Origin of the sequence: Myxococcus guangdongensis (assembly GCF_024198255.1) — a bacterium.
Classification (GTDB): domain Bacteria; phylum Myxococcota; class Myxococcia; order Myxococcales; family Myxococcaceae; genus Myxococcus; species Myxococcus guangdongensis.
This window is the reverse complement of sequence record NZ_JAJVKW010000011.1, coordinates 177,138-201,821: the sequence shown is the minus strand read 5'-3', so window position 1 is coordinate 201,821 and position 24,684 is coordinate 177,138. Positions and strand designations below refer to the sequence as shown.

Below are 24,684 nucleotides of genomic sequence, written 5' to 3'. Positions count from 1 at the left end.
TTCGCAGCCCACATCACGGCATCACCCCGGAGTCGTGCTTCTTGCGCAACGGCGCTCAGGGCCCCTCGGTCGGCGGTGTCCGAGCGAGCTGCTCGAGCTGGAAGTCCGCCACGTCGTAGGTGGGATGGTGGAAGGCGTGCGTGGCCAGGGCGGCCTCGAAGTGCTGTCGGGCCACCTTGGGGTCGACGACACCTGCCTTGCCTGGGAGTCGACCCGCGAGCGCGGCCTCGCCCAGGTAGGAGTGGAGCTGGATGCGGCGCAGGCGTACGCCGTGGTCTGTCGGGTCCCCTTCGTCCGGGTCGGGTCCGAAGGTCGGGGCCTCGCCCGTGAGGTAGCGCGCCAGGGGGAGCGGCCAGTCCTCGCCGGGATGAGTGGCGGTGAAGGACTTCAGCGCGGAGGCATCCCGAGTGCCCGGAGCCGTGAGGTGACGGAGCAGATGCGCCATGGCGTCCTCCGGGTTCTTCTCCACCAGCGTGTCGAGCGCCATGTTCGCGCGGGACGTTCCAGCGGGCAATGCAGTCACCGCTGCCACATAGATGCGGGTGGCGCCAACGGACGTGCCCTCGCGCGCGAGCGGCTCCAGGGTGTTCGCCGTGTCCTCCGTGCGGCCCAGGGCGAGCTGGGCGCGGCCGAGGAGCAGGCGGGACTCGAGGTCTTTCGGCATGCGCTCGACGATGGGCGAGAGCAGGTCCACCACGGCCTGGGGCTTGCCTTGCAACAACAGTCCCCGGGCGAGCCCGACGCTGTAGAAGGCTTCCTTGATGTCCGAGCTCGGCGTGGCCGCGTGGTCCTTGCGCCAGGCGAGGACGTCGTCGAGCGCGGCCCGGTACCCCTTCTCCGTCAGCGCGCCGTCACGCAGGAGCCGGCCCAGCATGCCCCAGCGTCGCTGGATGATGTCCATGTTCCAGTCGACCCAGTCCTTGGGGTGCTTCACCACGAGCACGTCCAGCACCGCGCGCGTGTTCGTCGGCTGGTCGAGCATCATCATCGGCAGCAGCGTCTCCTGGAGCACCGCCTGCGAGAGACGCAGGGCGTCCAGTGACAGGGCCTCGGGTCGCTTCGCGTCGCCGGCGGCGTACTCCATGGGCCAGAACGACGAGGGCAGGGAAAGCAGCGTCTCGAAGGCGCTCAGCTTCACCGTGAGCTTGCCCGCGTCCACCGTGGCGTCACCCCAGAGCAGCATGTTCACCTTCGCCTCACGGGCGAGCGCGGGTGCCTGTTCGAGCGAGGCTGGCACCGTCACGGTGGGGCGGACCACGTCGATGGGGGTGTTCCGGGCCAGCTCGGTCAGCGCGGCGAGGAGGCGTGCTTCCTGGGCTCGGGCCTCCTCGGCCGCCTCGGGGGTGGCGGGGCGCAGGGAGAGGAAGCCGACGACGTAGCGAGGCTCGCTCGGCTTGGGCGCGGGGAGGGGCTTGGGCGACGTGGCGCAGGCGGTGACGAGGACCGTCAGCGCGAGGACTCGGAGCGGGGAGGGGAGGTTCATGTCTGGGAGCAGGCGGCGGGATGGATGGCGAAGACCGGGGAAGGGCAGCGCCGACGTCTGCTCGGGGACTCATGCGGCGTGCTCGGAGAACACGGCGTGAGGGACGGTATCATGATGACTACGGACCGTTCGTGAGGGACGGGTCGTTCCAGGGGGCCGTGGAGCAGTTGTGATGTGTCAGTCGCGCAGGAGCAGCGCGCCTCCCGGACCGAAGCCGAGGGTGAGGCACAGGATGCGACGATGACTCGCGAGACGGGGGGCGCCGCGCGCGGCCTCGGCTGCGAGCTCCGCGTCGTTGAGCACGAGCACCGCTCCGCTTCCTGGCAGTCGCGCCTCGGCCAGGATGTCGGCCACGAGCGTCGTGTGTCCCTCCCAGCCGTAGGTGCAGCCGCCAGGAACGAGTGCCTCATCGAGAGGACACGGGAGCGCGAGGCACAGTGCGTCGACCGAGGCGTCTTGGGCCAGGGCTCGCAGTGCTCCCGCGAGGAAGCGCACCGCCGCGATGATGTGGTGTCCATCTTCGGGGCGAGGCATGCCGATGAAGAGTCGAGGCAGCGCCGTAATGTCCCGCTCGAAGACCTGGAGGGCCTCGCGGCTCGCGCACTTGAGGCTCGTCTGGCCCACGTCGAGGCACAGCGCTTCGCGTGCGGCGACTGAGGACTTCAGCAACCCGAGGCCCGCATGCACGGGCGCGAAGCGCGGGGAATCGGCGAGGACCACGGGACGACCGAGCTTCGTCGTGGCCGTGGTGAGCGCCTGCTCGAAACCATCGATGCACGCGAGTCCGCCACTGAGCCACACCGCGTCCACCGCGTGCTGATGGACCAGGGATTCGAGTGCGCTCGCGAGCGCGGGCATCAAGCGTGTCGCGAGCTCGTGCTCGGGGACTCCGGCGTTTCGGTCCGCTTCGACGCGTGGCGTGCTGAGCAGCTCCCACAGCTCGTGGCCGAGCACCGGGAGGTTCCACACCTCCAGCGGTTTCACGTCGGGGGCGTGATATCGGCGTGGGCGCCAGCCTTGCTTCGGTGCGCTCATGCGACGAGGGCGGCGATGCGCTCGGCGGCTTCCTTCGCGCCGTCGCGCGCCTGGTAGGCCTTGGCGATGACGGACACCTTCGCGCGCAGGGGTGTACTCGCATCGAGGAGCTGACGGAGCGCGGCGCGACAGCCCTCGACGCTCAAGGTGTCGGGCGACAGCGCGAGTCCCGCGCCGGACTTCTGGAGGAAGTGGGCCTGGATGGGCTGGTCATTGCAGACAGGCAGCAGCAACAGGGGGACGCCCGCGGTGAGCGCTTCCATCACGGAGTTGGCGCCGCCGTGCGAGATGAAGGCGGAGGCTCGTGGGAGGAGCTGACGTTGAGGCGTATAGGGCACCGCCACCACGTCACCGGGCAGCGCGCGCGAGAAGTCCGTGTCGGCCAGCTCTCCGGCGCTGAGGACCAGGGTGACACCGAGGGGCGCGGCGGCCTCGGCGATGGTGCGGAACAACGTGGGCTGCCACGAAATCTGGCTGCCGAAGGACACGTACACCACGGGCCTGGCGCCCAGCCGCTCCCAGGGGAAGTCCACCTCGTCGCCTCGAGGCTCGGGTGGAATCGAGGGGCCGACGAGCTGCGTGGACGGTGGGAGGCCCGCGTCGGGCCCCAGGAAGTCCTCGGTGGCGAAGATGATGTTGAGGCGCGGGGAGAGACACTCGCAGTTGCGGAAGCGCGCGTCGAAGCCGTGCTGGGCGAAGAGTGCGGCGCGCTCGGACGCGAGGGCACGCACGTTTCGGCGCAGGCCGTAGTCCTCCATCGGTTCGAGCAGGGAGAGCGCGGAGGACACGCCGGCCCAGGGAATGCCTTCGCGATGCGCGGCGAGCACCGCCGCGTACTGCATCCCATCCAGGGCCATGACGTCCGGACGGAAGGCTCGGACGACCTCGCTCACGGGCTCGAGCAGCGCGGGCACCGCGTCCAGCAGCAGTCCGCGAATCCACTTCCCGAGCGCGACTTCGTCACGCACCAGTCGCGCCAGGGCCTCGCCTCCGGTCTCGATGCCAGGAGCTTCGTGCGCGGCGGTGGGAAGGTGGAGCACCTCCACGCCGAGCGTCGAGAGCTGGGGTGATGGCTCGGGAATGCAGAGCCAACCCACGGTGTGTCCCAGGCGGCGCAGCCACTGCGCGATGCCCATCATCGGGTTGATGTGGCCCTTCTCGGGGGAGGTGGCGATCAGGATTCGGGACATGAGCGGAGTCGCACGGCGTGCGCGTGGAGCATGGCGAGGGAGGACAAGCGCATCAACAGGCGGTCCACGACGCTCGCCTCCGGTGCATCGGGGGCCAGGCGGGTGTAGCGCTCCAGGAGCGTGAGTGGAGCTTGCGGGAGGATGACCCCGAGGGGCTCCATTCGCGCGGGGGACAGCCATTCACGATAGAGCTCGAGCCAGCGGGCTCGCACGGGGCTGGAGAGCGCGGTGTGTCCGTAGCGGGGCGTCTTGCGCGCGAGGCGGACCTCATCGGGGACGAGCCCGCGGACCGCGTGACGGAAGAGCCACTTGCCCACGCCCTCGCGCCGGAGCGAGGACTCGGGGAGCGCGAGCGCCACGTCCGCGCAGCGTGTGTCGAGATAGGGTGTGTGCACGGTGATGCCGTGCGCACGTGCGCCGCGAAGCTCGGGAGGTAGCACCAGCTCACGGAGGACCCAGGCCGCGTAACAGACCTCTTCGGAAGCGGAGGTATCCGAGAAGGACCAGGGGGCCGTCCCCACGTTGTCCACAGTGAGGGCCTCCGCGACGCGCGCGGGAGGGCTTGCCCGCAAGTTGTCCACAGCGTCGAGAGAGCGCCGTCGGTCCTCCTCTGCGCCAGCCGAACCGGGCGCGGACAGGCGCGAGTGGCCCATCCGCAACTTGTCCACAGAGGGGCGAAGCACCGTTTGAACGAGTCGGCGGTCCTCCTCGATGCGCGCCATGGCCGCCGTGAGCGCGCCGGGATTGCCCATCAACACCTCGTCCGCGCCGGCGCCGCTCAACATCACCGAGGCGCCGTGTCGTCGTGCCTCCGCGTAGAACGCGAAGCTCGCGATGGCTCGGGCGTTGAGGATGGGACTCTCGTTGGCGAGGACGGCTTGCTCGAACAACTCGGGCAGCACGGCATCCGGGATCGGCACGTCCACATGCTCCACACCCGCGAGCCGGGCCACCGTGCGCGCGTTGCGGCGCTCCGTCTCATCGGCGAAGTGGACGTCCATGCTCCAGGCTCGAATCCGCCCCGGCGCGTGGCGGGCCGCGAGCATGCACAGCACCGCGCTGTCCACGCCGCCACTCAGGCTGACGTCCCGTGCCCCTTCACGCAGTCTCACGGCGACGGCGTCGGAGCATGCCGACAGGAGCGTCCGGGCGAGCTCATCGTCATCGTGAGCAACGGCAGGCGCCTGTCCGTCCTCCTGTCGGTGGGCCGTGCAATGCGCGGCGAGGCGGGCCTGTCCGTCATTCTGCCGCTGGGCCTCGCGATGCGTGGTGAACCGGGGTGGCCCCCCCATTGTCGCCTGTGCATCGTCCTCCTGTCGGAGATGAACCCGATGAACGCGTGGCAGCGGCGGAGCCGCGCGGCGGACTGCCTCGAACAGGCTCTGGTGCGGCATGAGCGCGTGGTTCAGGAACGCGGCGACGGCAGTGGGCTCCAGCCCTCCTTCATCGCGCCGAGGCGCATCTTGGGTGTCCGTCTCGGAGTCAGGCCCCCGGAGCGCGTCACCGGGCTGCTCCCCAGCGTCCGCGCACGGCCGTGCGAGCAACCTCCACACGGACTCCTCCGTGCTCTCGGATGTGGCCTGGTAGGAGGGCAGGATGGCGAGCGGGCCGCTCGGGTCGCCGGGGGACGCGGACACGCTGGGACTGTCGCAAGCCGCGGGCCTGGCCGGCAACCCCGCTATAGTCCCCTCCGTGCGTTACGAGCTGCACGACGGCCGAATCCTCACCTGGTCCCTGGAGACGCACGTCGTCACCCACTGCAACCTGCGCTGCGTGCAGTGTTGCCCCATGTCGCCGCACCTGCCCGCCTGGGCGGTGGACCCGGCCACCCTCGGCGCCGACCTCACCCGCCTCGCCCGGGTGCTCAAACCCAACGTCTTCAAGCTCACCGGCGGCGAGCCCTTCCTCCATCCCGACCTCGCCGGGGTCCTCGACGCCGTGCGCGCCTCCGGCATCTCCGAGCAGCTCTCCGTCACCACCAACGGCCTGCTCGCCCAGAGCGCTCCGGACGCCGTCTACGAGCGCCTGGACCGGATGACCCTGTCCGTCTACTCCTCGGCCCCGCTCACGGACGCGTCCCTGTCCCGCATCACCGAGCGCTGCGAGCGTCACCGCGTCCACCTCACCGTGAAGCGCATCGACGCCTTCCAGCAAATCACCCCGGACGCACCCCTCGCGACGGACGCCGAGGTCCGCGAGGTCCACGCGCGCTGCTGGCTCAAGGTCCGCTGCCACCTGGTCCACCAGGGCCGCTTCTACTCGTGCACCCGTCCACCTCACGTGGCCACGGTGCTCGGACCCACGTACCCCCAGATGCCCGCGCTCGGTGACGTGGATGGCGTGCGCCTGGACGCCCCAGACCTGCTGGAGCGCATGCTCGGCCTGCTGGAGCGGGACACGCCCCTGGCCACCTGCCGCTACTGCCTGGGCGCCAGCGGACCGTGGAAGCCCCACGCGCAGCTCCCTCGCGCGAGGCCCGCGGGCGCCCCCGCCTGAGCTACTTGCCGGACTTCGGCAGCACGGTCTGCATCGCCGTCGGGTAGCGCGCGCCCGCAGCGACACCCGGAGGCGCGACGGCGTCGATGTCCTTCAAGTCCTTCTCCGAGAGCTTCACCGCGAGCGCCCCCAGGTTCTCGTCCAGGTACTTGCGGCGCTTGGTGCCCGGGATGGGGACCAGGTCCTGCCCCTGGGCCAGCACCCACGCGAGCGCGAGCTGCGCCGGTGAGCACCCCTTCTGCTTCGCCAGCGCCTCCACCTTCGCCACCAGCTCCAGGTTGCGCGTGAAGTTCTCCTCCTGGAAGCGTGGCGAGTTGCGGCGGTAGTCATCCGCGGCCAGGTCCTCGAAGCGCTTGAGCTGCCCCGTGAGGAAGCCGCGTCCCAGCGGGCTGTACGGCACGAAGCCGATGCCCAGCTCGCGGCACGCCTGGAGCACGCCGTCCTCGGGCTCGCGGCTCCACAGCGAGTACTCGCTCTGCAGCGCGGCGATGGGGTGCACCTTCGACGCGCGTCTCAGCGTGTCCGCGTCCACCTCCGACAGGCCCAGGTGCCGCACCTTGCCCTCGCGCACCAGCTGCGCCATGGCGCCCACCGTGTCCTCGATGGGCGTCGTCGCGTCCAGGCGGTGCAGGTAGTACAGGTCGATGACGTCCACCCCCAGCCGGCGCAGGCTGGCCTCGCACGCCTGCTTCACGTACTCGGGCTTGCCGTTGATGCCGCGGGCCTGGGGGTTGTTCGGGTCGCGGACGATTCCGAACTTGGTGGCCAGCACCACCTTCGCCCGGTGCGGCTTGAGCACCCGGCCCACCAGCTCCTCGTTGGTGCCGGAGCCGTACATGTCCGCCGTGTCGAAGAAGGTGACGCCCTTGTCCAGGGCGTGCAGCAGCGTGGCCTCCGACTCCGCGTCGTCCCGGCCCGCGTAGAAGTCCGACATCCCCATGCAGCCCAGGCCCAGGGCCGACACCTTCAGGCCCTGCTTGCCGAGTGTCCGTGTCTCCATGTCGACATCCCTCCCGCCAGCGCGGCGTCCCGTTACACCTGAGGGGGCCTTTACTGCGGCTGGGACGCCGACACGTCAACTGGAACGACACGCTCCCGAGGCAGGTCCACGGTGAAGATGGAGCCGCGGCCCTGCTCGCTCTCCACGCGCACCCGTCCCCCCATGGCCTCCACCAGGGTCCGGGTGATGTAGAGCCCCAGTCCCAGCCCGCCGTAGTGGCGCTCGGACACGGCGCGCTCGAAGCGGCCGAACAGGCGCGGCAGGTGCTCGGGCGCGATGCCGATGCCCTGGTCTCGCACCTTGAGGCGCGCGCGGCTCGCGCCCTGTTCCAGACTCAACACGATGGGCTTGCCCGCGCCGTACTTCACCGCGTTGTCGATGAGGTTGGTGACCACCTGCTCCAGCCGCAGCCGGTCCCATCGCCCCACGAGCCCCGCATCGCCGCCCTCCACCTGGAGCGAGGAGCCGGACCGGGCCGCATGGGCCTCGTAGCGCGACGCCACCTCGCGGATGAGCGCCCCCAGGTCCACGTCCTCCAGCTCCAGCGCCAGCCTGCCCGCGGCGATGCGCGACACGTCGAGCAGGTCGCCTACCAGCTCCGCCAGCTTCTTCACCTGCCTGGCCCCGGTGTCCACGTAGCCCTTCACCACGGCGTAGGGGATGTTGTCCGGGTGCCGCTCCAGCTCGCGTGAGAGCGCCTGGAGCTTGAGGCTCAGCGGCGTCAGCGGCGTCTTCAGCTCGTGGCTCGCGATGGAGAGGAACTCGTCGCGCAGGCGGATGGCCTCCTGGGCCTCGCGGTACAGCCGCGCGTTCTCCATGGAGAGCGCCGCGCGATAGGCCAACTCCAAGCCGAACGCGAGGTCCGCCTGGGTGTAGCGGCGGTTGGAGAACGAGGTGAAGAAGCTGAACACGCCCATGGTGTGGCCGCGGACCACCAGGGGCACGGCGATGAACGAGCGCAGCCCCGTGGCCAGCATCACCCGGGCGTGGTTCTCGTTGTGCGCGCTGCGCTTGATGTGCGCGGGCGTCATCTCCTCCAGGAGGATGGCCTCGCCCCGCAGCAGCGCGGCGGTGGGCGGGTGGCGCGGGTTGCCCTCGGGCATGAGGTTGAACTGGAGGACCTCGGCGGCGGTGGGGGCGTCCTCGGGGCGGGCGTGGGCGACCTCCAGGCGGCGGAAGGTGCCGTCGGGTTGGGCCAGGTCCACGAAGCACCAGTCCGCGAGCGCGGGCACCACGAGCCGCGCCAGGTTGCGCATGGTGCCCTCGTAGTCGAGCGACGAGGCGAGCACGGTGCTGACCTCGGCGAGCACGCGGGTGCGGAACTCGGCCTGGCGCAGCTCGGTGGCCAGGGCCTCGGCGCGCTGGCGGGCGTGCACCAGGTCGGTGACGTCGAAGCCGAAGCCGGCGATGCCGTCCACCTGTCCCTGGGTGTCGCGCGTGGGCTGGTAGACGAGGTTGTGGAAGGTCTCCTTCTCCATGCCGTCGGACTGGAGGAAGCGCAGCGGGACGGCGCCGCTCACGAAGGGCTCGCCCGTGGTGTAGACGCGGTCCAGCACGTCGCGCGCGTCCTCTTCGCCCACCTTCACCACGCCCGGCTGGAAGGGCTTGCCCAGGGCGTCGCGCTGCTTGAGCAGCGAGCTGTTTCGGGCGTTGGAGAAGTCGAAGTCGTGCGAGGCGCCGCGCAGGAAGAAGATTTGCGCGGGGGCCTGCATGAAGATGGTGTGCAGGCGTGTCCTGGCGGCCTCGGACGCGGCGCGGGCCTGGTGCGCGCGCTCGAGCAGGCTGGCGCGCTCCTCCAGCGCGCGGCTGAGCGACACGTTGAGCTTGGTGATGAAGATGGCGAGGAGCGCGAAGATGCCCAGGGCGAGCACGTCCGCGGAGCGCATCTGGAGGGTGAGCCGCGGGGGGAGGAAGTAGTGGTCCACGGCGACGAGCGACAGCGTCGTCACGATGAGGGAGGGCCCCCAGCCGCCCCACCAGCCGGCGACCATGACGGCGCCGTAGAAGAAGAGGAAGGGGCTGGTGGACATCAGCGGCCACAGCTCCAGTTGGAGCAGCAGCGCGAAGCAGAAGAAGAGCAGCGCGACGCCATAGCGTCCGAGCCGGGAGCGCTGCAGCCAGCTCCAGGCCTTCCGGGGGTCGGGAGACAGGGGGGCCAGGGCGCGCATGGCGCCGGACGGACGCGAGGGTTCCAGATGCGAGGCGGGCGTGGGCAAGGCGAAGGGCCTCCTCACGGCGGGGTGACACCGTGGGCGCCCGATGGGGAGGCGCTCGCGGTGAGAGGCAGGTCACGCATGATGGTACGACTCGCGAGTCCTTCGCTCCCCCAGATGATGCAAGTGATTGAATGAACACGCTCGGTGCTTCGCCGAGGTGCTTCCCGCACGAACCTGTTCAATGGATGGCGGCGCGTCCGTCGGACGGGGCGCCGCTGACCCGGAGTTGTCTGACGCTGGTGATGAAGACTTTCAGGTGTGTTGTTTGGGTATGGAGTGGCGCCGCGCCGTGCGTGAGTCAGAGAGGATACATGGGGGCATCCAGCATGCGGCGCCTCCGACGAAGGTCCAGGGCGTCTGTCATGTCCAAACGCGTGGCGTGTACCTCCAAGTGGGCGGTGTGGCGGACCTGCGCACACGGTGACAGCGGCGTGGGTGTGGCTGCTCGCGGATGACCAAGCCCTGACACGGGGGCGCAATTCCTGACGGCCTGCCCTGTCCTGTCGAGGCAAGCGGACAGCGCTTCAGGGGCCGCTCACAAGACGCGGAAGGGCAGGGGCTTGGTGCCCGTGGCCAGGGACTCGGCGCTCACGGCGCGCACGTCAATCCGCGGAGACTCGCGCCAGCCGAGGTTGCGCAGGGCCGCGAGGAGGCGCTCGCACAGCGCGGGCACGTCCTGCGCTCGGGCGTCGGCCAGCTCCAGCTCGAAGCGCGTGCCCTCCACCTGCGTCAGACGGAAGGCGCGCAGCGTGTGGTGCTTGAACACCCACGCCAGCGCCCACGCGTCCACCTGTCGACCCGAGGGCGTCGTGAAGTGACATGCGCCTCGTCCCCCGAAGCCCTCCAGTGTCCAGCCGTGGAAGCCGCAGGGACACGTGTCCCGTCGCACGGCGCCCGAGTCCCCGGGGCGATAGCGCAACAGGGGCAACACGCTGGGCCGCAGCCGCGTCACCACGACCTCGCCCTCCCTCGGCTCCAGCCACACATCCGGCGCGAGGACATGGAAGCGCCCCACGCCCTGCAGGCACTCCCACGCGAGCGGGCCTGTCTCCGTCGAGGCGTAGTAGTTGAGCACCGGCGCCGGCACCACGCGCGCCAGTGCCTCGCGCGTGTCCTGGGGCAGGTGCTGCGCTGAGGTGAGCACCAGCGCGGGCGTGGGAACCTCGCGCTGCTCCGCCAGCCAGCGCAGACCCTCCGGGTCCGAGAAGAGGACCGTCGGCCGCACCCGGCACAGCCGCTCTCGCGCGTCCTCCCGCAATACCGAGACTCGATGCAGCGCCCCCTCCTCGAGGATGCGCAGCCGCACCGAGTACTCCAGCCCTCCAGGCAACGCGTCCAGCAACACCACGCGTGGACGCGGCGGCAATACCGCACCCGCACGCTCCAGCCAGAACCGCAGCACCGCCCACATGTGAAGGCAGTCGAGCCTGTCCCTCACCACCTTCACCGGCTCCCCCGTGGAGCCGGAGCTGCGCACCACCACGCCCTCGTCCTCGGGCTCCAGGGGGCGAGGCACCTCGTCCCAGTGCGTGGCGAGCACGCCGCGCTCCAGCGTGGGGAAGTGCTCCAGGTCCGCGAGCGTTCGCAAATCTCCCGAATGCAATCCGGCCTCACGAAGCCGCCGCGTGTAGTACGGCGAGGCGAGCAGCGTGCCGCGCAGCGCTCCCAACCGCGACTCCAGCGCCGCGCGGGCTTCTCCCTCGTCCTCGAGCGACGCGAAGTGCGACAGCTCGCGGGCGAGGCCCCTCGCCCAGGGGACATGGACTCGCTGCGAGGCGGTGTCCCGGCGGATGTTCGCGCGAGGTGCCACGCGCGCGTCCGACGGGAGCCCCAACGTCACTCGCGCCATCCTCGTGCGTCGGTGGCGCGCTGGGCCGCCTCCTGGAGCTCCTTCGCGCGCCGGTCCGCCTCCCTCTTCCGGGCCTCCTCCGCCCGCTCCATCTCCCGCAGCGCGGTGCGGTAGTCGAGCTGGTTGAGCCGCGCGGCGGACTCCTTCGGCGACTCGTCCTTCACCTGCCCGTCCACCGCGTGCACCCACTTGCGCAGGAACTCCTCCTGTCGGAACGCGTTGGAGCGAATCATCTCCGCCGTCAGCGGCTCCACCTCCAGGAAGAACCCGCGCAGGAGCCTCGACGTGTCGACGTTCTTGCGCAGCGACGCCACCGAGTCCGCCCGCAGCGAGGACGACGTCAGCGCGTACGCGAGCATCACCACCTGCTCCCTGAAGAGCGCACCCTGCTTCGCGCGCCGCTCCAGGTCCTCCCAATCCGCACGGGAGGGCGGCCTCAAGCCCGCGAGTCGGAAGGTGTCGCAGACGATGGCCATCGCCAGGTCGTGCGGATACGGCGACACGATGGGCGCCGCGGTGAGCTGCTTCTGGATGTCCTTGACGTCGAAGACCATCACTTCTCCAGCAAAGCCTGGGACAGGGCCGCGGCGGCCTGGCCGAAGTCCGACAGCCATTTCACCACCACCAGGCGGAAGTTGCGCTCCTTCAACACGGGCCCGAGCACCTGCCGCGCTCGCACGTCCTCCCCCAACGCGAGGAACGCCACGAGCAACCGCGAGCGCCTCGCCGCGCGCACCAGCGCCTCCATCGCCCCCTTCTCCGTCACGTTCGCCAGGAAGTCGCTGTCGGAGATGATGACCCGCAGCGCGTCCGGCTCCTCCTGGGACAGCCCGCTCAGGATGTCGAAGGGATACAGCGTGCCTCCGCCGATGTAGCCCAGGAGGAAGTCGCGCGCCCGCTCCTCGTCGTACATCCACGGCGAGACGACGGGCGCGTGGTGCGAATAGATGATGCCGCGCACCTTCGCCTTCTTGCGCAGCGCGGAGGCGGACAGCACCTGCGCCGCCAGCGTCATCGAGTTGAGCTGCTGCGCGGGGTTGGGCATGGAGCCGCTGGTGTCCAGGTAGATCTCCACCGACGGCACGCCGAGCTCGGACGGAGGCGGCACGTCGGCCTCCAGCTCACGGCGGAGCGGCGACACCGCGGCCAGATGCCCCTGCGTGAGCACCGTCAACGTCCAGTCGATGGCGGACGGGTCGTCGCCATACTCCCAGGCCTCGGGCGTGGTGCGCAGGTACGGCTCCGGACGGGACGGCGCGGACGGCAGCTTCACCAGGTGCTGGTCGACGAGCCGCCGGTAGTGCCGCGCGACGAGCGCCCTGCGCAGCCTCCCATCCCCCGTGCCGGGCAGGTGATGGGTGATGCGGCGAATCTGGTCCAGCAGGTCCGGCGCCTCCGTGGCGGGCACCGCGTCGAGCCACCCGCGCTTGCGCGCCTCGTCGAGCACGTCCTCCCAGCGGCCCCCACTCTGGAGCGCGGCGTCCCAGTCATCCACGTCCGGCTGTGAGACGTCGTCGCCCAGCGGCAGGACGTAGGACAGCTCGTCGGGCTTGCCGAGGTAGCGGATGAAGGTGGCGCAGAAGTACAGGAACTGAAGCCGCGGGTTCGGCAGCGCGTAGAACGTCTGCGCGAACATCCGCGCCTCCGCGCGCAGGCCTGGGAACTGCTCCTCCATCGGCGCCATCGCCGCGGGGGGCACCAGGTCCCCGGGCGCGCGGCCCCACAGCTCCTCGTAGATGGCGAGGTAGAAGAAGAACAGGGGCGAGGTCGGCGCGTCGCCACTCGTGCGCTGGAAGCCCCGGTACACGCGGCACAGGTCCTCCGCGTGGGTGCGCCCCACCACCTCGTTTACCTGCAAGTCGTAGAAGAGGTTGGTGAGCGACTGCTTCAGCCCGGGGAGGAGCCGCTGCTCCACGACGCGCAGCTCCGCGTCCCAGCCGAGCGTGTGAGGGAACCTCGCGTGGTGGCCGATTTCATGCGCGAGCACCGCCATCAAGCTGTCCGCCGCGCCCATGGATTGGAGCAGCTCGAAGTGTACGAAGACCTGTCGCTTGACGAGGTCGATGTACGCGAGCGGCTCGTTCGCGTGGTCCGCGTCCGGGTGGAAGGGGACGTGGGGCTCCGGAGGGCTCAGCCGCACCTGCACGTCCCACAGCGCCAGCGCTCGATGCCAGCACTGCTCGATGTGCTCGGGCGTGAAGCGCGACGGGCTCATGCGGGCACGAGCACCAGCACGTGCTGCGACGTGTCCAGCGTGCCGGCGGCGCGCCAGTCGTTGGTGAGGGTGGCGTACCACGCGTCCACGCGCGGGTCGTTCCACGATACGGCGCCCAGGTGGGGCGTGTGCTGGTGCGTCACCTCGGGCGTCTCGCGACAGCCCATGGCGCCGAGCGGAATCGGCGTGTCCGCGAGCAGCAGGCCCTGCGTCGCGGCCTCGCGTCCGGCCACCGCGTGTCGGTGGCGGTCATGCACGCACAGCACGGTGGGCGCGAGGAAGTGCATCGCGCCGGGGAGGAAGCGGCTGTCCTCGCGCGACAGGTCGATGAGGAAGGGCTGGGCCTTGTCGCCCAGCTTGGCGGTAGGGGGCTCCATCGCGAGCGTGGCGGTCTCGCGCAGCCGCTCCTCGATGCCCTCGAGCGAGCCGAGCCGCTGGCTCACGCGGTAGAAGATGCGCTGCACCCACGGCGGCGCGGACTCCAGGTTCTCCCCCACGTTCCACAGCTGCGCGAGCACACCGGCGCGCTCGGAGGCCGGGACGCCGGTGAGCAGGCGGGGCACCAGGTCGGACCACGCGAGGGTGAAGAGGTTCTGGCGTCCCGCGGTGGCGGGGTAGAGGTAGCCCAGGCCGATGGCCTCGGCGCCCAGGCGCAGGTAGGCGCGCAGGAGCTCCTCGGCTTCTTCTGGCGCGGCGCCGGACTGGGTGAGGGCGTCACCGAGCTTCCGGGCGGGGCCTTGAATCAGCTCGCGCCACAGGTCCGCGTCCCAGCGGACGTAGCGGGCGCGGGCGCTGGACTCGAGCTCGTCGGCGTAGCTGCTCATGGCCGACCTCCGCCGCCCGGGTTCTCCTTGAGCCACGTCGCGTAGTTCCGATAGCGGCTGTACATGGACTTCAAGTGGATGAGGTCCTCATAGATGGGGCCGGAGAGCTCCTGCTTCGTGAGCAGCTCGTTCATCAGCGCGGTGACGGTGGTGAGGCGCTTCTCGGTGGTGGGCAGGTCGATGCCTGACAGGCCCTTGTCGAGTTGCTCGCGCAGCACGCCCACCTTGCGGCGGATGGGCTCGTGCTTGTCGTGGTGGCCCATGGCCATGTCGAACATGTGGCGAATCCACGCGACGCGGTCCTGGAGGAGGAGCTTGTGGCCCTTCACCTCGAAGAAGGCGCTGCGGGTGTTGGGGACCAGCTTCTCGTGCAGCACCCACGGGGCGATTTGACGGAAGTCCTCCAGCTCCACGACGGAGTGGCCGCGGAAGAAGGCGAGCGCCTTCGCGTAGTGGAGGATGGTCTGGTAGGCGCGCACGCTGACGCCGTTCTCCGTCTGCGTGCAGAGGTGCACCTTCTTGTCGAGCGGGCACTGCTCGTTGCACACGGCGGACACCGTCTGCCCGGCGAGCTTGAGGGTGTCCTTGTGCTTGAACTCGAAGCGGGGGGACGCCATGCGGCAGAAGTCGAGCTGGCCCAGGAAGAAGGCCACGCGCTCGAGGACGTCGCGGGGGACCTCGACTTCGAGGATGGACGTGTAGGCGCGCTCCAGCTCGCCAGGGGTGAAGACGATGTCCTTGGGGAGCATCTCCTCCGGGGACTTGTCGGCTTCGATGCGCTGGAGGAGGGTGTCGATGAAGTTCGAGTTGAAGGGGACGGCGCGCACGACGACGTCGAGGCGGTCCTTGAGGGCCTCGATGACCTGGAAGGTGCCGCCGCCCTGGTCGTCATTGGCGGTGAGGAACCAGGACGAGCGGCCCGCGTAGACGTACTGGTCCATCATCTCCGCGTAGCCCTCGGCCATGAGGGAGAGCAGGGCGGACTGCGTCTTGGTGGGGATGCGGTTGTACTCGTCGATGATCTTGACGCGTTGGGTGATCCACTTGCGCCAGCTCACCTTGACGGCGGAGAGGTCCTCCGCCTTGAGCATGTCGGACGGGAGGGGGGCGCCGAGCAGGTCGGCGATGGAGAGCTGGGGGTGGCCGCGTTGGATGGAGCGGTGGATGTCCTCGCGGGACATGCCGGAGAGCAGGGCCATGAGGACGGCGGAGGTGGTCTTTCCGCGGCCGGGGCCGCCGATGAGGAGGGCTCGGCGGCAGGTGAAGAGGGTGAGCAGGGGGATGAGGACGAAGGAGCTGTAGCTCATGTCCTCGGGGAGGTGGAGCTCGTCCCCGGCGCTGCTCTTGAGGGCGGCGGAGCCGCCGAACTCGATGTCGTAGTAGGGGCAGATGACGGCGTTGTTGGTGATCCACCAGTACGCCTGCCGCATCTTGTCGTGGAGGCTGCCGCCGTCACGCTCGGAGAGGTGGACGTTGAGCCCCTTGTCCACCGACGCGCGCCCGGACAGCAGGCGCGACACCCAATCCTGGTTCGCCATGCGGGTGGGAGCCTAGCATCGCTGGGGCGATTGGCTCACAGCGTGACGAGGCCCATTCGGGCGGCGCGGACGACGGCCTCGGTGCGTCGCTGGACCCCCAGCTTGGCGAGCACCGCGTTCACGTGGAACTTGGCCGTGTGCTCGCTGATGCCGAGTCGGTCCGCGATGGCCTTGTTCGACAGGCCCTCGGCCAGCAACGCGAGCACCTCTCGCTCCCTCGGCGTGAGGGCATCTGGTCCCTGCGTGTTCGTGCTCACGGCGGCCGAGGTCCTCGTGCTTGCCCGCAGCTCCGAGAGCCCCGGGTCGAACACCGAGAGCCCTCTCGCCACGGCGTACAGCGCCGCCGTGAGCGGACCCGGGCTTACGTCTCGGAACAACAGTCCCTTGGCTCCTGCTCCGAGTGCCAGCTCGCCCGCTGCTTCGTCCGCGACCAGCGCGAGCACCGGCGCGCCCAGGTCCGGTGTGTCCACTCGCGCCTCTGTATCGGCGAGGCGCAGACCGGTGTCCCAGAGGACCACGTCAGGCGCTTCGCCTCGCGTGGTCTCCAGCTCCACCTGTGTGCCCGAGGCCAGCAACTGCAGCTCGCTCCCCTGGTCCCCGAGCACCCGTGAGAGCGCACCCCGAGCGAGCGGGTCCTCCGCGACCAACGCGAGACGCAAGGGTGAGAGGGATGCATCCAACACGGAGCCTCTTCCATAACGGGGCGCCCCACGCGTCGCTCGCGTCGGCGCCGTGATTGCTCACGACTGAGCGCGAAGGGGTGGAGTCACCGAGTCCGGAAGAGGTCAGGAGCACGGGGACTCACGGAGCCGGGGTAGGAGTACCCCTCGCCGCCCGGAGTCTGCGTGTCCGCTCAGACCTCCTCGAACTTCGCCCCTGTGATTTTCGCGCGCTCCAGGGCCACCTTGAGGTCCTCGGAGATGACGAGGGCGATCTCCCATCCCCAGGTGCGGAAGACCTTTGCGCCGCCCACCTTCGTGCGGTCGATTCGCATCCCGTAGATGCCTTTGTACTGGCCGAGCTTCTCCGGCACATCATCCTCGGGCTGGTAGTACGTCGCCTCTTCCGAGGCCTCGTCGTCGATGCAGCGGATCAGCTTCGTGGCGACGAGCAGGACATGTTGTTCCGGGCGACCTTCGACATCGACGGGTATCAACTGCACATCATCAGGCGCCAGCTCGGCGAAGAGGTTGGCCACCCGGACGTGGACAACAGGAGCGCCACCGGCGCCGGCTGTACAGTAGTCCAACCACCTTCCGGGCTCCTCAATAGGAAACTTCAGGCGGCCTGCAAGCTGGATGGACCGCCCCCGGGTGAACTGCCAGATGGCTTCGACCTCGCTGCCTGTCTCATCCAGCGGGTCTCCAAGGAACCAGTTCCCACCCTGAACGTCTTCTCTGAGCCTGAAGTATCGGGACGGATTCGGCATGGTGGACTTCCTAGAGTCCTCACGGGGTGCGAGTCAAAAGCCTGTGGATTCTGGTTCCTGGGGTCTGCGCTTCTCTGGCGAGAACACGGAGCGTATCCGTCAGAGCCTTCCGGCAATCTTCTACCTTGCGGCACTCCCCCAAGGCTTGCTCCAGTCGATCATGGACGTACTCGTGATACTGCCGCGGATGTGGCCCCTTGTGGCCTACGACTTCGACAACGTTCTCGGGGTCCTTCAGCTTCATCCCGGCTCCTGCGAATAGCTTCCTGAACCTTGGCGTCCAGGGCCCACCGCGAGCGGCGGAGACATCGTTCTTGTTCGTTGCGATGTGATGACGCTCGCTGCGCCCTTTCCGGCTCGCCATGGCCACGGCGTTCGGCGCGAGCGCGATGGTGAACCCCTCCGCCGTCAAGGCGACCGAACTCACGCTGCCCATGGCCGCGTACTGGAAGCCCGCTTGGGACTCCACGGCCAGGGCCGCCTGGGCGGAACCCGGCAGCCTCACTGACTTCGCCGCCAGCCCCGCCGTGTTTCCGATGGCCACCGTGGCCAGCATGACGAAGACGCGTGCCGCGTTCTCCCCGAGCACCTCGCCGTACGCTTCACCCGCCGCATGGATCTGCTCGAAGCTCGTCGCCCGGTCCACCTGCCGCATCAGGGTCAACCACCCGTCCAGCATGCTCCACACTGTGTCCACGCCCAGGTAGGCGATGAGGCATGCCGTCAGGGTCGCCGCCACGCCTTTGCTCACCGGCTCGGGCAGCGACCACAAGAGCAGGTACATCGTCGCGGAGGCGGTGATGCCAGCGACGACAGCCTGAGGGTCCGTCATGTCCTCCAGTGCTTCGGCGGTCTCCTCCCACACCGAGTCCATGGCGATGGCCAGGGCCCACGTGTACTTGCCATCACTGGCCAACAGCGGGCCCTCGTCCAGCAGCCGCAAGCAGTCCCCAGGGCGGTCCTTCCGTTCGCACCACTGGCCGTAGGCGCGCGTGAGTGCCTCGTCCGCATAATCCTCCAGCAGCCGGGGACCCTCCGCATCCCCTCGACTTTGAGGGATGAGTCGCGCCGAACCACGCTCATACCCATACACCCCGCTCCGGGACGGAACGCCGAAGCGCTCCCGCGCGGCCTGCATGGGATTGAGAGAGAGAGGAACATCTCGCGCCAGCTCCGTGAGGGCCTCCTCGAATTCGTCGTCTCCGAGTTCAGCCGCACTGATTTCGGCATCAGGCTCTTCGTGAGGGGTGACGAGGAAGATGTCCTCCCCGGTCTCCATCCTCACGACGCGACCCGTCGCACACCCCGTAATGGCCATCCACAGGAGCAGCAACACCACCCAACGAAGTGTCATGGTAGGCCCCGGCAAGAGGCCCGCGGTGAGGCGGGCACTCCCTGGCAATACCAGACGACGCTGACAGACGACCCGAGGAGTAGGCTGCTTCGGGCGCCTGTGACTTTCGCGCGCTCCAGACCGAGCTTCGCTGACTCGATGCCTTTGAAGTTCTGAAGGGGCAGTTCGTGACTCATGGGTGCTCGCTCGAATGACGCGCCTGATACTGTCCACCACGAGGAGCCCGCAGCCATGCCGACGCGTCTCTATCCCCGCCTCCTGCTGGCCACCGTCCTGCTCGCCACGAGCGCCCACGCCGCCAGCCCGTTCCTCAAGCCCGGTGACGAAGTCGTCGACCATGTCCGCTCGCGCTTCTACGACGCGAAGCGCGGCGAGGCCTGGGCCACGAAGCACCAGGGCTACGGCGCCGCCGCCACCACCGCCGAAGACTTCGCCCAGCGCACCCAGGCCGCCCTCGCCGAACTCAACGCCTCGCACACCGTCTTCTACCCGCGCGGCACCACCGGCCACGCCGACCTCTCCGCCATCTTCCAGCGCCACCTCAAGCTCCCCAAGGTCGAGGTCCCCAGCATCGGCGCCGACATCCAGGAGACCCCACAGGGGTTCTTCGCCCGCCACGTCTTCGCCCACGGCCCCGCCGCGAAAGCGGGCCTGCTGCGCGGAGACCGTCTCCTCTCCGTCGAAGGCAAACCCTTCACCTCCGTCGCCTCACTCACCCAGCGCGTCAACAAGCCCACGCGCTTCACCATCGAGCGCACCCAAGGCGCCCAACCCGTCGTCCTCACCCTCACCCCGCGCCTCGTGAACCCCAAGGCCGAGTGGCTCGACACCCAGCACGCCAGCACCCGCGTCGTCGACCACCAGGGCCGCCGTGTCGCCTACCAACAGCTCTACTCGTGCGCCGGCCCCGAGCATCAACAGAAGCTCCAGGACGCCCTCTCGGACGACTTCGCCCAGGCTGACGCCGTCGTCATCGACTTCCGCGACGGCTGGGGCGGCTGCAACCCCACCTTCCTCAACCTCTTCAACCGCGCCGTCCCCCGCTTCGTCGGCATCGGCCGTGACGGCCGCCGCAACGCGTGGTCCGCCACCTGGCAGAAACCCGTCGTCCTCCTCGTCAACGGCAACTCCCGAAGCGGCAAGGAGATCGTCGCCTTCACCATGAAGCGACTCGGGCTCGCCACCCTCGTGGGGCAGCACACCGCGGGCGCCGTGCTCGCTGGCACCCCGCTGCGCCTGTCCACCGGAGACCTGCTCTACCTCGCCGTCGAAGCCGTCGAAGTCGAAGGCGTCCTGCTCGAGGGCGTCGGCGTCCCCGTGGACGTCGAGGTCCCCGACGCACTGCCCTACGCCTCCGGCAAGGACCCGCAGCTCGACAAGGCCCTCGATGTCGCCGCCGCGGCGGTCCCGTCACCCTGATGCAACAGTCTCAGTGTCGCCACGTGCCATACAGGTACGCGAGACCCGCGGCCAGCGCCAGCAACATGCCCAACAGGCTCCACGTCACGATGGAGCACCCCGGCGACGCACGGGAGATGACCGGCAGCTTCTGCGTCTTCAGCTCATCCACCAGCTGCGACAGCTGCCCCGAGTCGTAGCCCACCGGCTCGCCCGTGCGCAGCTTGCGCCCCAGCTCCGCCAGCTCCCGCTCCGAGAAGAACCGCTCCGACAACCACAGGCTGCGCGCCTGGAGCATCCGGTCCGTCCCGCCGCGCGCGGGGTCCAGACCACACCCATCGCAGACGTCGAACGCGCCCTCCTTCGCTTCGCCGCAACCCACACAGACGGCCAGACCCATGCGCCCATCCTAGCGCGCCCTCGCCGCCCCTTGGGTCAGCTCAACGTGACGCCGTGCCCCACCGCCCCTTCCTCCAGGTGCAGCCGCGAGCCCTCGTACCGAATCCCGCTCCGGAACGGATGCCGCGCGATGAACAACGGCGTGTCCAGATCCGCGTACGTGAAGCCCCCCAACCCCGCCGCCAGGTGCGCCGACGCGCTCATCGCCAACACGCTCTCCACCATCCCTCCCACCATCAACTCCAACCCCGCCGCCCGCGCCAGGCTCCACATCGTCAGCGACTCCACCACCCCGCACTTCATCGTCTTGATGTTGATGCCGTGCGCCGCGCCCTCGCGGATGAGCCGCATCACGTCCTTCGCCGAGCGCGCCGACTCGTCCGCGCACACCCGCACCTTCGAGCGCTTCGCCACCTCCGCCATCCCCGCCAGGTCGGAGGCCGGCACTGGCTGCTCCAACAACGCCAGCGGCACCCCCGCCCGCTCCAGCTCCTTCACGAACGCGAGCGCCTCCGCCACGTCGTAACCCCCATTCGCGTCCGCGAACAGCCGCGCCTGGGGCGCCACCTCGTGGATGGCCACCATCCGCGCCGCGTCCTGGTCCGGCGAGAGCGCGCCGACCTTCACCTTCAACGTGGTGATGCCGCGCTTCAGGATGGACCGCGCCGACTCCGCGGCATGCCTGACGTCCCCCACCGTCACCGTCATGTCGATGTCCAGCACCGTCCCCGCCCCGCCCAGCATCACGTACAGCGGCACGCGGTGATGCCGCGCCAGCGCGTCCAGCACCGCCATCTCCACGCCCGCCCGCCCCGCCGGCGCCAGCGCCAGTCCATCCCCGAGCCACTCGGACAAGGGCCGCCAGGCACGCACGTCTCGACCCATGAGTCCCGCGCGCACCGCCTCCAGCGCCGCGAGCGTGCTCGCCTGCGTCTCCCCACTCACCGCGGGGAACGGCGCCGCCTCGCCCAACCCCACCGTGCCGTCCGCGAGCGTCAGCTTCACCAACACGTTCTCGGCCGCGTGCTGCGCTCCCGTGGCGATGCCGAACGGCTCCGTCAGCGGCAGGTCCAACGGCTCGAAGCGGACGTCGGTGATGAGGGTGGGCGTCATGTCCGGGAAGGCATCCTGGTCCGCTCCCTGGATAGAAGGGGACACGCGAGAGGTCGGCCCATCGTATTCAACCCGGTGCTCCGAGGTGTCAGGGAGGCGGATGTGGGTCTCGCATCCTCGGCTTGTGCCTGCGGGCCTTTCATGGCGACATGCGGGGACTCCGGACGTTTCCAGGAATTGCGGCCCTGATGAAGGGTTCCGGAGATTTGGCCTCCGGGTGGCGCGGATGCCCGGAGTGAGCGGGGCATGTCGGCGAAGGACACGAGACAGACAGTCCCGGCCCTGGGCGCGGACACGCTCTTGGAGGCGCTGGAAGAAGCGGAGCGCCATGACTCGGAAGGGTGCATGGTGTTGAGCGCCGTGCGCGACGCGTCCGGCGCCATCGTCGACTTCGAGTGGCTGTGGGCCAACCCCGCCGCGTCCCGCGCGCTCGGGCACGGCACCGATTCGCTGCGTGGCAAGCGATTGGGCGACATCTCGCCGGTGGCGGGACTCGGGGGGCGGCTCGCCGTCCTCAAGCAGGTGGTGGAGTCCGGGCGACCCGCCGCGGACAGCTTCCCGGAGGGCGATGCGTGGCTGCTCGGCACCGCGGTGCCGCTGCGTGACGGTGTGCTGTTGCGCCTGCGCGACGTCACCAGCGCGCTGCGGATGGAGGAGGGCCTTCGCGACACGCTGGACTGGGTGCGCGACGTGCTGGAGAGCACACCCGAGGCGTTCTTCACCGTGGACGCCGAGTGGCGCATCACCTACGTGAATCGCCAGGCCGCCGAAATCACCGGGCGCACGCAGGAGCAGGTCTTCCGCCGGATTCTGTGGCAGGCGTGCCCGGAGCTGGTGGGCACGCTGTTCGAGCGCGAGCTGCGGCGCGTGGCCGCCGAGGGCTCGTCCACCATCTTCGAGGTGCGCACCGCGCCGGAGCGCTGGCACGAGGTGCACGCGTGGTGCTCGGGGCAGAACGTCTCCGTCTTCTCGCGCGACATCACCGGCAAGAAGCGCGCGGAGGCGGAGCGGGACGCGCTGCTGACGCGTGAGCACTCGGGGCGCCTGGAGGCCGAGGCCCTGGTGCGCGAGCGCACGCAGGAGCTGGTGGCCGCGCGCGAGCGGCTGGTGCAGTCGGAGAAGCTGGCCATGGCGGGGCAGCTCGCGGAGGGCGTGGGGCACGAAATCAACAACCCGCTCTCCTACGTCAGCGGCAACCTCCAGTTCGCGCTGGAGCAGATGGAGACGGTGCTGCAGGGCCAGGTGCAGGGCGGTCCGCTGGCCGAGGCCTTGGATGCGCTGCGCGAGGCCCGCGAGGGCGCCGAGCGCATCCGCGTCATCGTGCGCGATTTGCAGACGTTCGCCCGCGCGGACGAGCCGCACCTGTCCCCGGTGGACGTGCACGCGGCGCTGGAGTTCGGGCTGGCCATGGCGATGCCGCACCTGCGCTACCGGGCGGAGGTGGTGCGGCGCTACTCGCAGGTGCCCACGGTGATGGCGCACGAGGCGCGGCTGGGGCAGGTGTTCCTGCACCTGCTCGTCAACGCGGCGCACGCGATTCCCGAGGGCGACTTCACCCGGCACCGCGTCACGCTGTCCACATGGCTGGAGGGCCCGTGGGTGGTGGTGGAGGTGGCGGACACGGGGCACGGCATGACGCCCGAGGTGGCCGAGCGCGTCTTCGAGCCGTTCTTCACCACGCGCGCGGTGGGCGAGGGCAGCGGGCTGGGCTTGTCCACCAGCCTGGGCATGGTGCGCAGCATGCGTGGCGAGCTGAGCGTGGACACCTCGCCCGGCACGGGGAGCATGTTCCGCGTGCGCCTGCCAGTGACGGCGGTGGTGGCGGACACGGTGGCCAAGGGCGCGCCCAGGGACGTGCCGGAGCGCAAGCGGGTGCTGGTGGTGGACGACGAGCCTCAGCTCGCATCGCTCCTGCGGCGGCTGCTGGGACGGCACCACGAGGTGGTGGTGACGCATAGTGGCCGCGAGGCGCTGGCGCTGCTCGAGCGGGACGCGGACTTCGACCGCGTGTTCTGCGACCTGATGATGGCGGACCTGACGGGGATGGACCTGCACGCGGAGCTGACGGCGCGCGGGCCGGAGCTCCTGTCGCGCTTCGTCTTCATGACGGGCGGCGCCTTCACGGAGCGGGCGCGGGCGTTCCTCCAGTCGGTGCCGCTGCCTCGAATCGAGAAGCCGTTCGACCCGGGGACGCTCAGGGCGCTGGTGGAGGGCGCGCCCCCGCGCGACAGGGCCCTGGAGCCGCTGCCGCGCGTGGCGCGAAGAGGGTGACTACAGCTTCACTTCGTCGCGCTCGGGCTGGGTGATGTAGCCCGAGCCCGCGGCGACCAGCTTCTCCATCAGCTTGTCCATGCCGTTGGAGCGCGCGAAGGCCATCTCGTTCTTGGTGACGCCGACGAGCGTGAGCAGCTGCACCTTGCCGCTCTCCAGGGCGAAGTGGTCGGGGCGCGAGGGGTCCCTGACGAACACGAAGCCGCTGAGCTTGGAGTCGCCGCCGTCCAGGGTGCCCTCGACGGGGTAGCGGTGGTTGAGCGCGAAGGCGCGCATGCACACGAGGTTGTAGGCCATCATGTCCAGCAGCCGGAACACGGGCCACTTGGCCTCCTCCGGGGTGTGGATGACCATCTCGTAGCCGATGCCGCTGGTGGCGTCGGCGGCGATCTCCTCACCGGGGGCGATGGTGAAGGGGTTGGACAGGCCGCTGGTGACGTAGGTCCAGTAGGGATAGTCGGGGCTGGGCTTGGCCACTCGCACGCCCATGGGGCCCCAGTTGGGGTCCGGTTCACCTTCTACCTGCGCGATTTCGCTCTCCATCCAGGCCTGGATGGCGTCCGTCTGGTCGAGTGTGAAGACGCCTTCGTCGATGGCGCCGAACATCTTGGGGTACTCGACTTCATCGCGGTCCGCCCAGCAGTCCTCGTACCACTGGATGAAGTCTTCGTCCTTCTCCGGGGCTTTCATGACGGTTCTACTCTAGAGGGTCACCCCGGTTTCTCAACTTCCCCGTGAGGGGCCGGGCGCGCGCCTGGCTGGTGGGAGACACGGGACGGCCTCCGGAGGGGGCCGGGGAGGGGGTGCTGGCCCGGCTTGCCTCCCGTGGTGTAGGCAGCGGACCTCGTCCTGGGAGGGTGCTTGGAGCACACGT

The 24,684-nt window shown here is 69.6% G+C and carries 20 protein-coding genes; 3 read left to right on the top strand and 17 right to left on the bottom strand.

The features are described from left to right. Positions 1 to 55: 55 nt before the first annotated feature. The 4 genes from LXT21_RS30445 to LXT21_RS30430 all read right to left on the bottom strand — a co-directional run bounded on the left by LXT21_RS30445 (position 56) and on the right by LXT21_RS30430 (position 5,144). On the bottom strand, positions 56 to 1,483 hold the full coding sequence (locus LXT21_RS30445) for a tetratricopeptide repeat protein (protein ID WP_254041711.1): 1,428 nt from the start codon (positions 1,481 to 1,483) through the stop codon (positions 56 to 58). A gap of 177 nt (positions 1,484 to 1,660) precedes the next feature. Next, complete coding sequence (locus tag LXT21_RS30440; RefSeq protein WP_254041710.1) at positions 1,661 to 2,467, bottom strand: ROK family protein; 807 nt, start codon at positions 2,465 to 2,467, stop codon at positions 1,661 to 1,663. A 47-nt stretch (positions 2,468 to 2,514) separates the two neighbouring features. Then, the gene (locus LXT21_RS30435) at positions 2,515 to 3,708 is read right to left on the bottom strand and encodes a glycosyltransferase (RefSeq protein WP_254041709.1); all 1,194 of its coding nucleotides are present in this window, start codon (positions 3,706 to 3,708) and stop codon (positions 2,515 to 2,517) included. Continuing rightward, complete coding sequence (locus LXT21_RS30430; RefSeq protein WP_407667072.1) at positions 3,693 to 5,144, bottom strand: asparagine synthase-related protein; 1,452 nt, start codon at positions 5,142 to 5,144, stop codon at positions 3,693 to 3,695. The genes LXT21_RS30435 and LXT21_RS30430 overlap by 16 nt, the downstream gene beginning before the upstream one ends. A 256-nt stretch (positions 5,145 to 5,400) precedes the next feature. On the opposite strand from LXT21_RS30430, the gene LXT21_RS30425 reads away from it, so the two are divergent. Continuing rightward, complete coding sequence (locus LXT21_RS30425; RefSeq protein ID WP_323395182.1) at positions 5,401 to 6,204, top strand: radical SAM protein; 804 nt, start codon at positions 5,401 to 5,403, stop codon at positions 6,202 to 6,204. 1 nt (position 6,205) lies between these two features. On the opposite strand, the gene LXT21_RS30420 is transcribed toward LXT21_RS30425, so the two are convergent. The 10 genes from LXT21_RS30420 to LXT21_RS30375 all read right to left on the bottom strand — a co-directional run bounded on the left by LXT21_RS30420 (position 6,206) and on the right by LXT21_RS30375 (position 18,629). Continuing rightward, positions 6,206 to 7,204, bottom strand: a complete 999-nt coding sequence (locus LXT21_RS30420; protein ID WP_254041706.1) for an aldo/keto reductase — start codon at positions 7,202 to 7,204, stop codon at positions 6,206 to 6,208. A gap of 50 nt (positions 7,205 to 7,254) precedes the next feature. Next, complete coding sequence (locus LXT21_RS30415) at positions 7,255 to 9,372, bottom strand: sensor histidine kinase (protein WP_407667071.1); 2,118 nt, start codon at positions 9,370 to 9,372, stop codon at positions 7,255 to 7,257. A 583-nt stretch (positions 9,373 to 9,955) separates the two neighbouring features. Then, positions 9,956 to 11,269 (bottom strand): phenylacetate--CoA ligase family protein, encoded by a 1,314-nt coding sequence (locus LXT21_RS30410; protein WP_254041704.1) that lies wholly within the window; start codon positions 11,267 to 11,269, stop codon positions 9,956 to 9,958. Continuing rightward, on the bottom strand, positions 11,257 to 11,823 hold the full coding sequence (locus LXT21_RS30405) for a hypothetical protein (RefSeq protein ID WP_254041703.1): 567 nt from the start codon (positions 11,821 to 11,823) through the stop codon (positions 11,257 to 11,259). Before LXT21_RS30405 ends, LXT21_RS30410 begins: the two co-directional genes overlap by 13 nt. Continuing rightward, positions 11,823 to 13,484 carry a M48 family metalloprotease gene (locus LXT21_RS30400; RefSeq protein WP_254041702.1) on the bottom strand — a complete coding sequence of 554 codons (1,662 nt, stop codon included), beginning with the start codon at positions 13,482 to 13,484 and terminating at the stop codon, positions 11,823 to 11,825. The genes LXT21_RS30405 and LXT21_RS30400 overlap by 1 nt, the downstream gene beginning before the upstream one ends. Then, a complete protein-coding gene (locus LXT21_RS30395; RefSeq protein ID WP_254041701.1) occupies positions 13,481 to 14,308 on the bottom strand; it encodes a hypothetical protein in 828 nt (275 codons plus the stop codon). Before LXT21_RS30395 ends, LXT21_RS30400 begins: the two co-directional genes overlap by 4 nt. Next, the gene (locus LXT21_RS30390; RefSeq protein ID WP_254041700.1) at positions 14,305 to 15,846 is read right to left on the bottom strand and encodes an AAA family ATPase; all 1,542 of its coding nucleotides are present in this window, start codon (positions 15,844 to 15,846) and stop codon (positions 14,305 to 14,307) included. Before LXT21_RS30390 ends, LXT21_RS30395 begins: the two co-directional genes overlap by 4 nt. A gap of 35 nt (positions 15,847 to 15,881) precedes the next feature. Then, on the bottom strand, positions 15,882 to 16,529 hold the full coding sequence (locus LXT21_RS30385) for a LuxR C-terminal-related transcriptional regulator (protein WP_254041699.1): 648 nt from the start codon (positions 16,527 to 16,529) through the stop codon (positions 15,882 to 15,884). Positions 16,530 to 16,699: 170 nt separating this feature from the next. Then, a complete protein-coding gene (locus LXT21_RS30380; protein WP_254041698.1) occupies positions 16,700 to 17,275 on the bottom strand; it encodes an imm11 family protein in 576 nt (191 codons plus the stop codon). Between the two features lie 19 nt (positions 17,276 to 17,294). After that, positions 17,295 to 18,629, bottom strand: a complete 1,335-nt coding sequence (locus tag LXT21_RS30375; RefSeq protein WP_254041697.1) for an AHH domain-containing protein — start codon at positions 18,627 to 18,629, stop codon at positions 17,295 to 17,297. A gap of 231 nt (positions 18,630 to 18,860) precedes the next feature. Here LXT21_RS30375 and LXT21_RS30370 point away from each other — a divergent pair, with 231 nt between their 5' ends. Beyond that, entirely contained in the window at positions 18,861 to 20,048 is a 1,188-nt protein-coding gene (locus LXT21_RS30370; protein ID WP_254041696.1) for a S41 family peptidase, read from the top strand. A gap of 10 nt (positions 20,049 to 20,058) precedes the next feature. Here the strand turns inward: LXT21_RS30370 and LXT21_RS30365 are convergent, their stop codons facing one another. Together LXT21_RS30365 and LXT21_RS30360 are read right to left on the bottom strand one after the other, a co-directional pair. Beyond that, entirely contained in the window at positions 20,059 to 20,427 is a 369-nt protein-coding gene (locus LXT21_RS30365) for a hypothetical protein (protein ID WP_254041695.1), read from the bottom strand. A 35-nt stretch (positions 20,428 to 20,462) separates the two neighbouring features. Then, positions 20,463 to 21,539 (bottom strand): dipeptide epimerase, encoded by a 1,077-nt coding sequence (locus tag LXT21_RS30360; RefSeq protein WP_254041694.1) that lies wholly within the window; start codon positions 21,537 to 21,539, stop codon positions 20,463 to 20,465. A 246-nt stretch (positions 21,540 to 21,785) separates the two neighbouring features. Here LXT21_RS30360 and LXT21_RS30355 point away from each other — a divergent pair, with 246 nt between their 5' ends. Further along, entirely contained in the window at positions 21,786 to 23,810 is a 2,025-nt protein-coding gene (locus LXT21_RS30355) for an ATP-binding protein (RefSeq protein ID WP_254041693.1), read from the top strand. Here the strand turns inward: LXT21_RS30355 and LXT21_RS30350 are convergent, their stop codons facing one another. After that, positions 23,811 to 24,500 (bottom strand): suppressor of fused domain protein, encoded by a 690-nt coding sequence (locus LXT21_RS30350; RefSeq protein WP_254041692.1) that lies wholly within the window; start codon positions 24,498 to 24,500, stop codon positions 23,811 to 23,813. It abuts the gene before it with no gap. Positions 24,501 to 24,684 lie beyond the last annotated feature (184 nt).